At 59.6% G+C, this 13,990-nt stretch carries 12 protein-coding genes and 1 pseudogene; 11 read left to right on the top strand and 2 right to left on the bottom strand.

What is annotated here, in order from left to right; translation table 11 throughout:
• Positions 1–31: 31 nt before the first annotated feature.
• Entirely contained in the window at positions 32–832 is an 801-nt protein-coding gene (locus D0851_RS11035) for an undecaprenyl-diphosphate phosphatase (protein ID WP_117618701.1), read from the bottom strand.
• A 431-nt stretch (positions 833–1,263) separates the two neighbouring features.
• Here D0851_RS11035 and D0851_RS20195 point away from each other — a divergent pair, with 431 nt between their 5' ends.
• The 8 genes and pseudogenes from D0851_RS20195 to D0851_RS20535 all read left to right on the top strand — a co-directional run.
• Complete coding sequence (locus tag D0851_RS20195; RefSeq protein WP_162893717.1) at positions 1,264–2,781, top strand: hypothetical protein; 1,518 nt, start codon at positions 1,264–1,266, stop codon at positions 2,779–2,781.
• A gap of 137 nt (positions 2,782–2,918) precedes the next feature.
• On the top strand, positions 2,919–3,635 hold the full coding sequence (locus D0851_RS11020) for a response regulator (protein WP_117618698.1): 717 nt from the start codon (positions 2,919–2,921) through the stop codon (positions 3,633–3,635).
• Positions 3,622–5,094, top strand: coding sequence for an ATP-binding protein (locus D0851_RS11015; RefSeq protein WP_117618697.1), 1,473 nt, complete (start codon positions 3,622–3,624; stop codon positions 5,092–5,094). The genes D0851_RS11020 and D0851_RS11015 overlap by 14 nt, the downstream gene beginning before the upstream one ends.
• A gap of 177 nt (positions 5,095–5,271) precedes the next feature.
• Positions 5,272–6,531 (top strand): ABC transporter substrate-binding protein, encoded by a 1,260-nt coding sequence (locus D0851_RS11010; protein ID WP_117618696.1) that lies wholly within the window; start codon positions 5,272–5,274, stop codon positions 6,529–6,531.
• 53 nt (positions 6,532–6,584) lie between these two features.
• The gene (locus D0851_RS11005; protein ID WP_117618695.1) at positions 6,585–7,511 is read left to right on the top strand and encodes a carbohydrate ABC transporter permease; all 927 of its coding nucleotides are present in this window, start codon (positions 6,585–6,587) and stop codon (positions 7,509–7,511) included.
• Entirely contained in the window at positions 7,504–8,373 is an 870-nt protein-coding gene (locus tag D0851_RS11000) for a carbohydrate ABC transporter permease (protein ID WP_117618694.1), read from the top strand. The genes D0851_RS11005 and D0851_RS11000 overlap by 8 nt, the downstream gene beginning before the upstream one ends.
• 18 nt (positions 8,374–8,391) lie before the next feature.
• Positions 8,392–9,510 (top strand): ABC transporter ATP-binding protein, encoded by a 1,119-nt coding sequence (locus D0851_RS10995; RefSeq protein WP_117618693.1) that lies wholly within the window; start codon positions 8,392–8,394, stop codon positions 9,508–9,510.
• A 76-nt stretch (positions 9,511–9,586) separates the two neighbouring features.
• Positions 9,587–9,742: pseudogene (locus D0851_RS20535) on the top strand (IS630 family transposase); the annotation flags it as partial.
• 41 nt (positions 9,743–9,783) lie between these two features.
• Here D0851_RS20535 and arsB read toward each other — a convergent pair.
• Complete coding sequence (gene arsB / locus D0851_RS10985) at positions 9,784–10,806, bottom strand: ACR3 family arsenite efflux transporter (RefSeq protein WP_264756484.1); 1,023 nt, start codon at positions 10,804–10,806, stop codon at positions 9,784–9,786.
• 138 nt (positions 10,807–10,944) lie between these two features.
• On the opposite strand from arsB, the gene D0851_RS10980 reads away from it, so the two are divergent.
• The 3 genes from D0851_RS10980 to arsJ are packed head-to-tail and all read left to right on the top strand — an operon-like array spanning position 10,945 to position 13,979.
• Positions 10,945–11,709 carry a metalloregulator ArsR/SmtB family transcription factor gene (locus D0851_RS10980; RefSeq protein WP_117618691.1) on the top strand — a complete coding sequence of 255 codons (765 nt, stop codon included), beginning with the start codon at positions 10,945–10,947 and terminating at the stop codon, positions 11,707–11,709.
• 46 nt (positions 11,710–11,755) lie between these two features.
• Entirely contained in the window at positions 11,756–12,760 is a 1,005-nt protein-coding gene (locus tag D0851_RS10975) for an ArsJ-associated glyceraldehyde-3-phosphate dehydrogenase (protein ID WP_117618690.1), read from the top strand.
• Between the two features lies 1 nt (position 12,761).
• A complete protein-coding gene (gene arsJ, locus D0851_RS10970) occupies positions 12,762–13,979 on the top strand; it encodes an organoarsenical effux MFS transporter ArsJ (RefSeq protein WP_117618689.1) in 1,218 nt (405 codons plus the stop codon).
• Positions 13,980–13,990 lie beyond the last annotated feature (11 nt).

Raw genomic sequence — 13,990 nt, 5'->3', positions numbered from 1 at the left:
GCCGAACGGTTTTATTGCCTCAGGAGGGCGTTTAGCGCATCAGAACCGCATAGATGACGATGGCCAGAATCACCCGGTAAATCACGTACGGCCACATGCCAACTGTGTTGAGCCACTTCAGGAAGAAATGAATGGCGGTTATGGCCATCAGGAAAGAGGTGATGCCGCCGATCAGGAAACCGCTCCAGTCCACGACAACATCCGAGGTTGCCACTTCCAGCAGCTTCACGGCAGATGCCAGCACGATAATCGGAATGGCCAGCAGGAAGGAGAACCGGGAGGCGGTTTCCCGGGTCATGCCCAGGAACAGGCCGGCGGTGATGGTGACGCCGGAGCGGGAGGTGCCGGGCACCAGGGCCATGGCCTGGGCGATGCCGACCAGAAGTGCGTCTTTCCAGTTGAGCTTGTCGAGGGTGCGCTGGCGTGTGGGTAGCCAGTCGGCAATACCCAGCAAAAGGCCGAAGGACAGGGTGGTGAAGAAGATGACTTCCACGGCCCGCAGCTCGTTGTCGATCATGTCCAGCAAGGCCAGGCCAGCCAGACCCGCGGGGATGGTGCCGATGATAAGGTACCAGGCCAGGGCGCCCTGGCCAACGATCTTGCGCCGGCTAACGGAAATCAGCCCGTCTCGGGCGATGCCGAAGACATCCTGCCGGAAATAGAGCACTACGGCCAGCAGGGTTCCGAAATGGACAGACAGGTCGAAGCCCACGCCCTGATCATCCCAGCCAAAGAAAACCGGCGTCAGGATCAGATGGGCCGAGCTGGATATGGGCAGGAATTCGGTCAGTCCCTGGAGAAGGCCAAGGAAAAGGGCCTGGAAAACGTCCATTCGGTAGGTTCCGTTCGGTTCAGTGCGTCAGAAATGTGGGCGCGATATTAGCAGGGTGGGGGGTGGCTGAACAGATGATGCGTTTGATGCCAGCGCCGACTGAACAAGATTTTCCCGGGTACCCACACACATCCCAACAAGCCGGATGTCGAGACAGAAAGATGCCTTCCAGGCTTGTCTGAGCAGGCAAACCCGAACGCTTACCCCCCCCCTAAAAGCCCCTTGCCTCTGGCCGGTCTGACCAATGTAACCAGGGTGTTGCATTCGTCTTACACTTTGATACCTCTCCCGGAAATGTTCCCGCCTATAGTGAAATTCGCGGTTGGTCCTGGCTGAGAAAGCCGCTGCCATCGTCGGCACACTGCCGCGGATGCTCACTGCAAGCTGCAGTCAAATTACAAAAAAATCTCATAAAAACAAAAGGAGAAGGCATGTTCGAGCAACAACGACTATTTTCACCTGCCTGTGCAATTACTAATGATAATCCCGCACGTCGGCATTGTTTTTCCCCCACGAATCTCGTCACACTGTGTGTCATCCTTGGTCTTGGTTTTGCCGCGCCCGGCCACGCAGAGACATTTCGGGACGCTTTCAAGTCCAGCATTGTCGACGACGCCAGCATATCGGGCAATCTTCGTATCTACGATTTTCGTCGCCGCAACTCCGGTAACGCTCCCTACCCTGTGCCGCAGGGGACAGTGGCGGAGCAAGGTCAGTCTTTTGACCGTCGTGGCACAGCGTATGGCGGCGACATATCCATGTCCACCGGGAGTCTTTATGGCTTCAGTGCCCATACCTCCCTTTTCACGACGCATCCGTTGGTCAGTTACGATGACGGCGTCTATAAAGGGCTCCTCGGGCAGCCTCAGGACCTGAACCAGCTCACCGAAGGTTTTCTGCAGTATCAGGGGCAGGGTCTGCGTGTGCGTGCCGGGAGACAATTGATTAATACTCCCTTTGCCAACACCGATATGTATACCCTCCTGCCAAGATCTTTTTACGGAGTTTCAGGAACTCTCTCGCTGTTCGATTCTTTTCAGAAACACGGTCCGCAGGAGGTCAGAAATTCGCAATATGAAGTGTCGCAATACATGCCGTTTGCTTATGATGCGGGTTCTTCAACTCCCGATATGAAACTGTATTTCGGCCGGTTCACGCGTTCGCTTGGTCGCTTCACGGACGAATGGAGTAATCGCAATACAACTGGCTACCCGGTCGGCGCGCAACCCGGCCTTTTGACAGCCGGGCTGCAGTATCAGCAGCAAACTTCGGCGGGGGGGCTGCTCGGGCAGGCATGGTTCTACAATTTTTTCAATATTGCGAAAATGGGATACGTTGAGGCGGGTTACCAACTTCCACCGCTTGCACGCAATGGACTTCGCCCCTTTGTGCGCTTGCAGGCGCTGCATGAAACGGATTCAGGCTCGGCGGCGCTTGGTCAGATCGACGCTGCTATCTATGGCGGTAAACTCGGTGTGCAGGGGCCGAACTGGAAAGCATCAATACTGGCGCAGTATTCTCCGGTCAATAAGGGCACTTTCCGCAATGGTGGTTTCGTTCACCCCTATTCTGACCTCAGCGGGACCTTATTCGATGATACGATGAACGCGGGCATCGAAAACAGTGGCCCCGGAAGAGCTTATGGTGTCCGATTAAGTGGCTCTGTCACAAACAACCTGTCCATGTTCACCCGTTATGTCTGGCACAAAGCCGCTTATGGATTCAACGGCAATTATTACGATTTCAGTGGCAGCCAGGGTTACCCCGCCAACGCGGTTATCAAGAAGGGACAGATCGGCTACGGTTTCGATGTCGGCTTCACCTACCAGTTGGCGGGAGTGAACCCGAATCTTGAAGGGCTCTCGGTCAGCAACAATCTGGGTGTCGTGGGCTGGAATGGTCAGCCTACCTTTTTCAATAATCGCCTCAGGCTGATTTATCAGTTTTAAGGAGACGGAGGCGTCGCAAGGCAAGGCATTCGCTGTTTTCTATTCCCGGGCGCCCAAACAGGGTTTTTGCTTTACAATTTCAGGGCGTACTCTTGTCGCATGAATAACAAAAAAGTTAAGTCCATGAATGCAAATCCATGAATGATAGTAAGGCATTGATTCTGGTTGTTGACGACGATGTCGCTATCCGGGAGTTGTTGGAGGAGCACCTGACCCGTGTGGGGTACGGAGTGCTGACCGCAGCGGATGGCGAACAGATGCAGTCCCAACTGGATTCCGCCCATGTCGATCTTATTGTGCTTGATGTAATGCTGCCCGGTGACGATGGCTTTACCCTTTGCCGGCGGATACGGGAACAGTCGAGAGTGCCCATCATCATGCTGACAGCAAGTTCCGACGAAACCGACCGGGTGGTAGGTCTTGAGCTGGGCGCTGATGACTATCTCGCCAAACCATTCAGCGCCCGGGAGCTGCAGGCCAGAGTCAAGGCCTTGCTCCGAAGAGCGAGTTTTGCCCGATCTGACAACCCTCGGTTCCTACTCTTTGATTGCTGGCGCCTCGACACACTTGCCCACGAATTGATCTCGGAAGATGGCGAGACGGTCCCCCTTTCCGGAGCCGATTTTGCACTGCTGCAGTTGTTTCTGGCCAACCCCAACGAAGTGCTGGACCGGGACACCATTTCCGATGTAACCCGGGGGCGCGAGTCCATGCCCCTGGATCGGGTTGTGGATGTGGCGGTCAGCCGCTTGCGCCAGCGTCTCGGTGATCATGGGCGAAATCCAAAATTGATAAAAACAGTCCGGGGAGCGGGATATGTTCTGGCCGCTTCGGTAAGACATGCCAGCGAGTAACCGCAGGGGAGAAGGCAAACCACGCCGGTCATGGCGGCTGGTGCCATCGTCCTTGCTGGGGCGGATCCTGCTGCTGACATTGCTGGCCATGGGAGTTGCCCAGGTGGTTTCAAGTCTGGTCTGGGTCGGCACTTTCCGGGCCCATCAGATTGAAGGTCTGGTCAGTACTACCCGTAACCTGGCCTATTCGGCGGCGGCCACCACACAGTTCTTCAAGTCTCTGCCCTTGCAGTACCGACACATTGTTCTCGACCAGTTGCGGGACATGGGAGGCTCCCGGTTTTTCGTTTCGCTCAACGACAGACGCATCGACATGAAAGCCTTGCCCGACAGTGAGCGCAAGCAACTAGTCAGAGAGGAGGTACTTTCGGTTCTCAGGAGTCGGTTGGGTAATAGCGTGAATTTGCATGTTGATTTCGTTCACCCGGATGATCTGCGGATTCTGAATGCCGAGCTGCCACTGGATGCCCTGCCAAGGAGCTGGGCGCACTATGCGCTGACTCTTGAGCCCATCAAACCGCCGGTGTTGGTCACCCAGGTTGAGGTCGCCGACGGGGAGTGGTTATATCTTGCCTCTCTGTTGCCGGCGCCCTATGTCTCGCTGGAGGACGAGAGCATTCCGGGCCAGCAGATTCTGTTCATCCTGGTGATGATTGGCATTCTGTTTCCGGTGCTGGCCTGGCTGGTGCGTCAGCAGACCCGCCCCCTGCGCACGCTTGCCAAAGCAGCGCGAGACTTGCCTCTGGATGAAAAACAGCCGCCGTTGAGTGAGCAGGGTAGTGCTGAAATCGTTGCCGTTACCCGTGGTTTCAACACCATGCGTCGACGCCTGCAGAGCTTCATCGGTGACCGGGACCAGATGTTCCGGGCCATCTCCCACGACCTCCAGACCCCCATCACCCGCCTGCGCCTGCGGGCCGACCTGATCCAGGACGACGCCATGCGGGGCCGGTTGGAGGATGACCTGCTGGAGCTGGAACTGCTGGTGAAGGGCGCGCTGCAGTCCCTCAAGGACACCGACATACACGAGAACGTGGAGCCGGTGGACATTGAACGGTTGGTGGCGCGCATGGCCGAGGCCTACCGGGACGGCGACCAGTCGCTGGTGACGGTGCGGGGCCACAGCCTGCCGTACCGGGGCAAGCCGCTGGCCCTGTCCCGCTGCCTGGGCAACCTGCTGGACAACGCCGTCAAGTACGGCGAGCGGGCGGTGATCACCCTGGAGGACTCCGCCGACCGTCTGTGGATTCGGGTGGACGACCGGGGGCCGGGTATCCCCGAGGCCGCGCTGCCCCGGATCTTTGACCCCTATTACCGGCACGATTGCCAGCACCAGGAGGGCCACGGCCTGGGCCTGGGCATTGCCCGCAACATTGCCCACAATCATGGCGGCGAACTGACCGTGGACAACCGCCCCGGCGGCGGCCTGCGGGTAACCCTGGACCTGCCCCGCCGCTAATCCGCCGTGTCCCGGACCGCCCTACGGGGCCGCGCCCGCTATGTAACAAGCCTGTCACATCGGGTTTTCAGTTTGATACTTAGCCGGCCAGCCCCTTGCCCTATACTCGTTGAGTGATTCTTGACCGATTGGCCCCTGGCTGCCGGTCGTCGCTGACAAAAATAACAAGGAGTCTGTATGAACCGCATGACCCGTACCCTTGGCGCCCTGGCGCTGTCTTCCGCCCTGATGCCCCTGGGTAATGCCCAGGCCGGTGAAGTGGAAGTCCTGCACTGGTGGACCTCCGGTGGCGAAGCGCGCGCGGCCGCCGCCCTCAAGGAAATGATGGTTGCGCAGGGCCACACTTGGAAAGACTTCGCGGTGGCCGGCGGTGGCGGTGAGGCTGCCATGACCGTGCTCAAGACCCGCGCCGTTTCCGGCAACCCGCCCGCCGCCGCCCAGATCAAGGGCCTGGACATCCGGGAGTGGGCAAAGCTGGGCTTCCTGACCAGCCTCGACGACGTTGCCGCTCAGGAAAACTGGAACCAGCTCATTCCCCCACGCATTGCCGACGTGATGAAGTACGAAGGCCATTACGTGGCGGTGCCGGTAAACGTGCACCGGGTCAACTGGCTGTGGGTGAACCCGGAGGTACTGGCCAGGGTGGACGCCAAGGTGCCCACCACCCTCGACGAGTTTTTCACCGTCGCCGACAAGCTCAAGGCCGCCGGCATCATTCCGCTGGCCCACGGTGGCCAGCCCTGGCAGGACGCCACCGTGTTCGAAGCGGTGGCACTGGCGGTACTCGGGCCGAAGGACTACAGCCGGGCGTTCGTGGACAACGACATGGACGTAATCAACAGCGCGAAAATGGAAGAGACCTTCGCCAGGTTCGCTAAGGTGATGAGCTACGTGGACGACAACGCCGCGGGCCGGGACTGGAACACCGCCACCGGCATGGTGATAAAGGGCGAGGCAGCCATGCAGATCATGGGTGACTGGGCCAAGGGTGAATTCACTGCCGCCGGCCTGACGCCAGGCAAGGACTACCTGTGCGCTCCGGCGCCGGCCACCTCGGGTGACTTTACCTTCAACGTGGATTCGTTCGCCATGTTCAAGCTGAATAACGAGGACAACGTGAAGGCCCAGAAGGACCTGGCCCGCACCATCCTGTCGCCGGAGTTCCAGACCGTCTTCACCAAGGCCAAGGGCTCCATCCCGGTGCGCACGGACATGGACATGTCGGATTTCGACGCCTGCGCCCAGGACTCCATGGACGCCTTCAGGGCCACCGCCAAAACCGGCGGGCTGGTGCCCAGCTTCGCCCATGGCCTGGCCAACACCAGCTACGTGCAGGGTCAGATTTTCGATGTGGTGACCAACTTCGCCAACTCGGACAACCCGGACCCGGCCGAGGCCACCGATCAATTGGCGGCTGCCATCCAGGCCGCACTGTGATCTGACCGGGGCCACCGCGTCGGTGGCCCCGTCGCTGCTTCCGGAGAACCCCCATGGAACAGATCCAATATCATCCCGCGCGAGTGGCCAGGGCGCCGTCGCGTCTGCTGGACGGGCTCCAGCGCTGGCTGCCGAAGCTGGTGGTGGCCCCCACCTTTGTTCTGGTAGGCATTGGCGTGTACGCCTTCATGCTGTGGACCGGCGTGCTCTCGTTCACCAGTTCCAGCTTCCTGCCGGTGTACGACTTTGTCGGCTTCGATCAGTACGCCAAGCTGATGGCCAATGACCGCTGGCTGACTGCCTCCGTCAACCTGGGCATCTTCGGCGGCCTGTTCATTCTAAGTTGCTTGGTTATTGGAGTGGTGCTGGCTATTTTTCTGGATCAGCGGATCCGTCAGGAAGGCGCTATCCGCACCATCTACCTCTATCCCATGGCCTTGTCGATGATTGTCACCGGCACCGTGTGGAAGTGGATCCTGAACCCCAGTCTGGGGCTGGAGAAGCTGATGCATGACTGGGGCTGGACGTCATTCAGTTTCGACTGGCTGGTGAGTTCGGATATGGCCATCTACACCATCGTGATGGCTGCTGTCTGGCAGGCCTCCGGGTTCGTTATGGCCCTGTTCCTGGCGGGGCTTCGTGGGGTGGATTCTGCCATTATCCGGGCCGCCCGGGTCGATGGCGCCAGCCTGCCGCTGATCTACTGGAAAATCATCCTGCCCTCCCTGCGGCCGGTGTTCTTCAGTGCGGTGATGGTACTGGCCCACATCGCCATCAAAAGCTTTGATCTGGTCATGGCCATGACCGCCGGTGGTCCGGGCTACTCCACCGATCTGCCGGCGGTGTTCATGTACGCCCATACCTTCACCCGGGGCCAGATGGGCCTGGGGTCGGCCAGTGCCATGCTGATGCTGGGCGCCATACTGGCGCTGATCGTGCCTTACCTGTACTCGGAACTGAGGGAGAAACGCCATGACTGATGTGGTTCGCCCGGGCTTTCGTCCCAGCCGCGTGGCCATCTATGGGCTCCTGCTTCTGGCCGCGCTGGTGTATCTGATCCCGCTCTTCATCATGCTGGTGACCAGCTTCAAGACGCCCATGGACATTCGCACCGGCAACCTGATGGCGCTGCCCACGGACTGGACCACCATCGGCTGGACCAAGGCCTGGTCCGAGGCCTGCACCGGTGTCCAGTGCGAGGGCATACGCGGGTATTTCTGGAACTCGTTCAAGATGACCGTGCCGGCGGTGCTCATTTCCACGCTGCTGGGCGCCTTCAACGGTTATGTGCTGTCCAAGTGGAAGTTCAAGGGCTCCGACCTGTTCTTCGGCATGCTGCTGTTCGGCTGCTTCGTGCCGTTCCAGGTGGTTCTGCTGCCCATGGCCGCAACCCTGGGCAAACTTGGCCTGGCCAATACCACTGCTGGTCTGGTTCTGGTGCATGTGATCTACGGGGTGGCTTTTACCACGCTGTTCTTCAGGAACTACTACGTGGCCATTCCAGATGCCCTGATCAAGGCCGCCCGGCTGGACGGTGCCGGCTTCTTCACCATTTTCTTCCGCATCCTGCTGCCGATGTCCACGCCCATTTTCATGGTGTCGCTGATCTGGCAGTTCACCCAGATCTGGAACGACTTCCTGTTCGGGGTGGTATTTGCCAGTGGCGACAGCCAGCCCATCACCGTGGCGCTTAACAACCTGGTAAACACCAGTACCGGGGTGAAGGAATACAACGTGGATATGGCTGCGGCGATGATTGCGGCGCTACCGACGCTGGTGGTCTATATCGTCGCCGGCAAATACTTCATCCGGGGGCTGACCGCCGGATCTGTCAAAGGCTGACCTGAGAGGACAACAACAATGTCTCAACTGGAACTGCGGAGCATCCGCAAAACCTACCCGGGAGTTGCCGAGGAAACCCTCAAGGGCATCGATATCGACATCGCTTCCGGGGAATTCCTGATACTTGTCGGCCCGTCCGGCTGTGGCAAATCCACCCTGATGAACACCATCGCGGGCCTGGAAACCATCACCGACGGTGCCATCGTGCTCGACGGCAAGGATATCTCCAGCATGGAGCCGAAAGACCGGGACATCGCCATGGTGTTCCAGTCCTACGCCCTGTACCCGACCATGTCGGTGCGCGAGAACATCGCCTTTGGCCTGAAGATCCGCGGCCTGCCGAAGCACGAGATTGATCAGGAAGTGGAAAGGGTGGCCGACCTGCTGCAGATTTCCCAGTTGCTGAACAAGAAGCCGGCGAACCTCTCCGGCGGTCAGCAGCAGCGGGTGGCCATGGGCCGGGCCCTGGCCCGCCGGCCGCGCATTTACCTGTTCGACGAGCCGCTCTCGAATCTTGACGCCAAGCTGCGGGTGGAAATGCGTACCGAGATCAAGAAACTGCACCAGCGCCTGAAAACCACCATTGTGTACGTAACCCACGATCAGATCGAGGCCATGACCCTGGCGGACCGGATTGCCGTGCTCAAGGACGGTGAGTTGCAACAGCTGGGTACACCGAAAGAGGTTTACGACCGGCCGGAGAACCTGTTTGTGGCCGGCTTCATGGGCTCACCGGCCATGAGTTTTGTGCCGGTGACTGTGGAGCAGGGAGAAAGCGGTCTGCAGGCGGAGGTACGTGGTAACGGCGGACGGGCCATCAAACTGCCGGTACCGGAATTTCTAGCCGACCGCGTGGGCCGGGACGTGATTCTGGGCATCCGCCCGGAGCACATCACCCAGCCCCAGGATCAGAAAAACGACCAGACCCTCGTGGCCAGGGGCGAATTCACCATCGAAGTGACCGAACCCACGGGCCCGGACGTCATCGCGCTGATTCAGCTGAACGACACCAACGTGCACTGCCGGATCGACCCGGAGCACCCGGTGGAGTGGGGTGAAACCGCCGAATTGATGTTCGACATGAAGAAGGTGGTGTTCTTCGACCCGGACAGCGGTCGGCGCATCGCCCCGGCGTGAGCGGTGGCCGGCCAGTCAATTGAGAGTGGCCGCGCGCAGGGCGCTCTCCCCGTCCAGCCTGAGGGCAGTTACCCCGAATACCCGGCCGAATCCGATTTACACGGTCAGTGTCGATGAGAAGCCAGGGGTGCAAGCGATTGGTTTGACGGCTCCCGACTTGCCGCCGGTTCCGGGCAAGGCGCCGACTGTGAGCCGGAATTATGAGTATGTTCACACGCCCAAGCATGGTTCCTGGCTCAACCTGATCGAATGTGCCTTCTGATGTTGATCAATTCACGCAGGAAACCTGTCCCGGGTCTTGTTGGCAATGCGCACCAGCATCAGCATCAGCGGCACTTCCACCAGCACGCCAACCACCGTCGCCAGGGCGGCGCCGGATTGCAGGCCGAACAGTGCGATGGCGGCGGCTACGGCCAGTTCGAAGAAGTTGCTGGCGCCGATCATCGCGCCGGGTGCCGCAATGCAGTGGCGCACTTTCCACAGTCTGGCCCAGCCGTAGGCCAGGAAGAAGATCAGGAAGGTCTGTACGATCAGCGGCACGGCAATCAGCACAATGTGAAGGGGGTTGTTCAGAATCACTTCGCCCTGGAAGGCAAACAGCAATACCAGGGTGACGATCAGCGCTGCTGGCGTGACCGGCCCAAGGCGCTTCATGAACACCTCGTCGTACCAGCGCTGGCCGTGGCGGGCAATCAGCGTGCGGCGGGTCAGGTAGCCGGCGGTCAGCGGTATTACAATGTACAGCACCACCGACAGGAACACGGTATCCCAGGGCACCTGAATATCGGAAATGCCAAGCAGGAACACCACAATGGGTGCAAAGGCGAACAGCATGATGAGGTCGTTCAGTGACACCTGCACCAGGGTGTAGGCGGCATCGCCTTTGGTCAGGTAGCTCCAGACGAACACCATCGCGGTGCAGGGCGCGGCACCCAGAAGAATCGCGCCGGCCAGGTATTCGCTGGCCAGTTGCGGGGCAATAAACGGCTCGAACACCACCGTCAGGAAGAACCAGGCGATGGCAAACATGGTGAACGGTTTGATCAGCCAGTTCACGATGGTGGTAATGGCCAATCCTTTGGGCTCTTTGCGCACGCCGACCACGGCACTGAAATCGATCTGCGCCATCATCGGAAAAATCATCGCCCAGATCAGGATGGCGATGGGGATGGACACCTGGGCGTATTCAAAGCGGGACAAGGTCTCTGGTACCGACGGTGTCAGCTGACCCAGGGCCACGCCGGCGATGATCGCCAGGGCCACCCAGACTGACAGGTACCGCCCGAAAAGGTCCATGCCTTCGGAGGACGGCGTCACCCTAACTTCCCTGGTGTTGTCCATTTTAATGTGAGGTCCCCCTTTACTCGGTGCGCTGGAGATTCTATTATGCATTAAAATATATATGTGGCAACTCAAATATACGGAATTGAAGATATGAAGCGCCGCGTTTTGTTCGTCTGCACCGCCAACAGTGCCCGCTCACTGATGGCGGAAGCGTTGCTCCGGGACGTGGCGGGGGACCGGTTTGAGGTGGCCAGTGCCGGTACCGAGCCAACCAGTCCGCACCCTATGGCATTGCAGGTTCTGGAGGAAGCCGGCATCTCCACGGAGGGTCTGCACAGCAAGCGGTTGGCGGATGTGCAGGGGAGCGACTGGGATTACGTCATTACTCTCTGCGAGAAAGCCGCCCACGAATGCGGCACCCTGTGCCAGCCGGCCCAGCCGATTGCCTGGGATTTTGCCGACCCGGTTCCGGCAAACCGCCACGGGACCTTTGCCCTGACGCTCAAGGAAATCAAAGAGCGTATCGCACTTTTTGCCCTCGTCCATCAGAAAGAAACCGGGTCAAAACCGTTCAGTTATGACCCGGTGGCGGTGTTCAAGGCATTGGCCGATGACTTCCGCCTGGCTGCGCTGCTGCTTATCCGGAACCAGGAACAACTCTGCGTCTGCGAGCTGACCGAAGCCTTTGGCGTCTCCCAGCCCAAAGTCAGCCGGCACCTGGCGACCCTGCGGGAGGTTGGCATGCTGACAACGGAGCGCCGGGGGCAGTGGATTTCCTATTCGCTGAATCCACAGTTGCCTTCGTGGCTGGTTCGGGTGCTGGACGAAACGGCCACCAGCAATACCGCATTGATTAAGAGCCCGCTGGAGCGGCTGCAGGCCATGGCGGAACGGCCGGCTGTCCAGTGCCTGTAGTCATTACGTTGTTTACTGGATTGACCAGACCCTTCAGGAGCACATCATGAGCAAGATCAGAATCGGAATTAACGGATTTGGCCGCATCGGTCGCCTGGCCTTGCGGGCTGCCTGGGGGTGGCCGGAGATGGAATTTGTCGCCATCAACGATCCGGGTGCGGATGCCGGCACCCTGGCCCACCTGCTCAATTTTGACAGCATCCATGGCCGCTGGCGCCATGACGCCTCTGCCGATGGTACGGAGATTGTTATCGAGGGGCAGCGACTCCGCGTGACCCACAACAAGACCATCGGCGAAACCGATTGGTCCGGCTGCGACCTGGTGATTGAGGCCAGTGGCGTCAACAGGAAAGTCAGCGCCCTGCAGGGGTACCTGGACCAGGGGGTGAAGCGGGTGGTGGTTACCGCACCGGTGAAGGAAGCAGGTGCCAGGAATATCGTGGTCGGCGTAAACGACGACATCTTTGATCCTGCCAACGACCGCATCGTCACGGCCGCCTCCTGCACCACCAACTGCCTGGCGCCGGTGGTAAAGGTGATCCACGAGAAACTGGGCATCAGGCACGGTTCGATCACCACCATTCACAGCCTCACCAACACCCAGACCATCATCGATGCGCCCCACAAGGATCTGCGCCGGGCCAGGGCCTGCGGCAGTTCGTTGATCCCGACCAGCACCGGTTCCGCGACGGCGATTATCGAGATCTTCCCGGAACTGAAAGGGCGGCTGGATGGCCACGCGGTGCGAGTGCCTTTAACCAATGCGTCGCTGACCGATTGCGTGTTTGAAGTGGAAACACCCACGGATCGCGACACCGTGAACCAGCTGTTGAAAGCAGCGGCAGAGGGTGAATTGAAAGACGTTCTGGGATATGAGGAACGCCCGCTGGTGTCCATCGACTACAAGACCGACCCGCGTTCCTCCATCGTTGATGCCCTGTCCACCATGGTGGTCAACGGTACCCAGGTGAAAATCTATGCCTGGTACGACAACGAGTGGGGCTACGCCAACCGCACCGCCGAACTGGCGCGCCGGGTGGGCTCGGCGTGATATGACGGCCGCCATCCGACAGTACCTGATTATCACCGGTAACTACTGGGCTTTCACCCTCACCGATGGTGCCCTGCGGATGCTGGTGGTGCTGCATTTCTACCAGTTGGGCTATTCGCCGCTGGAAATCGCCCTGCTGTTCATCTTCTACGAGTTTTTCGGGGTGGTGACCAACCTGGTGGGCGGCTACCTGGGCGCCCGCGTGGGCCTGAACCGTACCATGAATATCGGGCTGGGCCTGCAGATTGTCGCGCTGGCCATGCTGGCGGTGCCGGCGGCCATGCTCACCGTGCCCTGGGTGATGGCCGCACAGGCACTCTCCGGTATCGCCAAGGACCTGAACAAGATGTCCGCCAAGAGCGGCATCAAGTTGCTGGTGCCGGATGAGCAGCAGGGCACCCTGTACAAGTGGGTGGCGATTCTTACCGGCTCCAAGAATACCCTCAAGGGTGTGGGGTTCTTCCTGGGTGGCGTGTTGCTGGTGGCCGCTGGCTTTAAAGGTGCGGTCGTGATCATGGCAGTGGCGCTGGGCCTTGTGTGGCTGGCGAGCCTGTTCCTGCTCAGGCGGGAGCTGGGCAAGAGCAAGGCGAAGCCGAAGTTCCGTGAAATCCTGTCCAAGAGCCGGGCGATCAACGTACTGTCCGCCGCGCGCATGTTCCTGTTCGGGGCCCGGGATGTCTGGTTTGTGGTGGCCCTGCCGGTGTATCTGCACACGGTATTTGGCTGGGATTTCTGGCAAGTGGGCGGTTTCATGGCCATCTGGATTATCGGCTATGGTTTTATCCAGGCCATCGCGCCCCGGATTACCGGGAATAGGGAAGGCAAGCAGCCGGCCGTGCTCTGGGCGGCTGCCCTGGCGTTGATTCCCGCCGCCATTGCCAGTGGCCTGCTGGCTGGCTGGTCGCCTCAGTTTGTCGTCATCGGCGGTCTGCTGCTGTTCGGGGTGCTGTTTGCCATCAATTCCTCCCTGCACAGCTACCTGATAGTCTCCTACGCCAGGGGTGATGGCGTGTCCCTGGATGTGGGCTTTTACTACATGTCCAACGCCGCCGGACGACTGCTGGGAACGATTTTGTCCGGTTGGGTCTATCAGGCTTATGGCCTGGAAGCATGCTTGTGGATATCCTCAGTGTTGGTGGTAATGGCAGCGATGTTGTCGCTCCTGTTGCCAGATCGTCGCGCCGTGGCTGTCTCGCAAACCGGACGACCAGCGTCGTGACCGGCCTGGAG

It is taken from the genome of Marinobacter sp. Arc7-DN-1, assembly GCF_003441595.1.
In the GTDB taxonomy this organism is placed as follows: Bacteria; Pseudomonadota; Gammaproteobacteria; order Pseudomonadales; family Oleiphilaceae; genus Marinobacter; species Marinobacter metalliresistant.
This window is presented reverse-complemented; position numbering and strand designations above follow the sequence as displayed.

Coding starts and splice junctions, on each gene's coding strand:
- D0851_RS11035 (WP_117618701.1), bottom strand. CDS start 832: ATGGACGTTTTCCAGGCCCTTTTCCTTGGCCTTCTCCAGGGACTGACC.
- D0851_RS20195 (WP_162893717.1), top strand. CDS start 1,264: ATGTTCGAGCAACAACGACTATTTTCACCTGCCTGTGCAATTACTAAT.
- D0851_RS11020 (WP_117618698.1), top strand. CDS start 2,919: ATGAATGATAGTAAGGCATTGATTCTGGTTGTTGACGACGATGTCGCT.
- D0851_RS11015 (WP_117618697.1), top strand. CDS start 3,622: ATGCCAGCGAGTAACCGCAGGGGAGAAGGCAAACCACGCCGGTCATGG.
- D0851_RS11010 (WP_117618696.1), top strand. CDS start 5,272: ATGAACCGCATGACCCGTACCCTTGGCGCCCTGGCGCTGTCTTCCGCC.
- D0851_RS11005 (WP_117618695.1), top strand. CDS start 6,585: ATGGAACAGATCCAATATCATCCCGCGCGAGTGGCCAGGGCGCCGTCG.
- D0851_RS11000 (WP_117618694.1), top strand. CDS start 7,504: ATGACTGATGTGGTTCGCCCGGGCTTTCGTCCCAGCCGCGTGGCCATC.
- D0851_RS10995 (WP_117618693.1), top strand. CDS start 8,392: ATGTCTCAACTGGAACTGCGGAGCATCCGCAAAACCTACCCGGGAGTT.
- arsB (WP_264756484.1), bottom strand. CDS start 10,806: ATGGACCTTTTCGGGCGGTACCTGTCAGTCTGGGTGGCCCTGGCGATC.
- D0851_RS10980 (WP_117618691.1), top strand. CDS start 10,945: ATGAAGCGCCGCGTTTTGTTCGTCTGCACCGCCAACAGTGCCCGCTCA.
- D0851_RS10975 (WP_117618690.1), top strand. CDS start 11,756: ATGAGCAAGATCAGAATCGGAATTAACGGATTTGGCCGCATCGGTCGC.
- arsJ (WP_117618689.1), top strand. CDS start 12,762: ATGACGGCCGCCATCCGACAGTACCTGATTATCACCGGTAACTACTGG.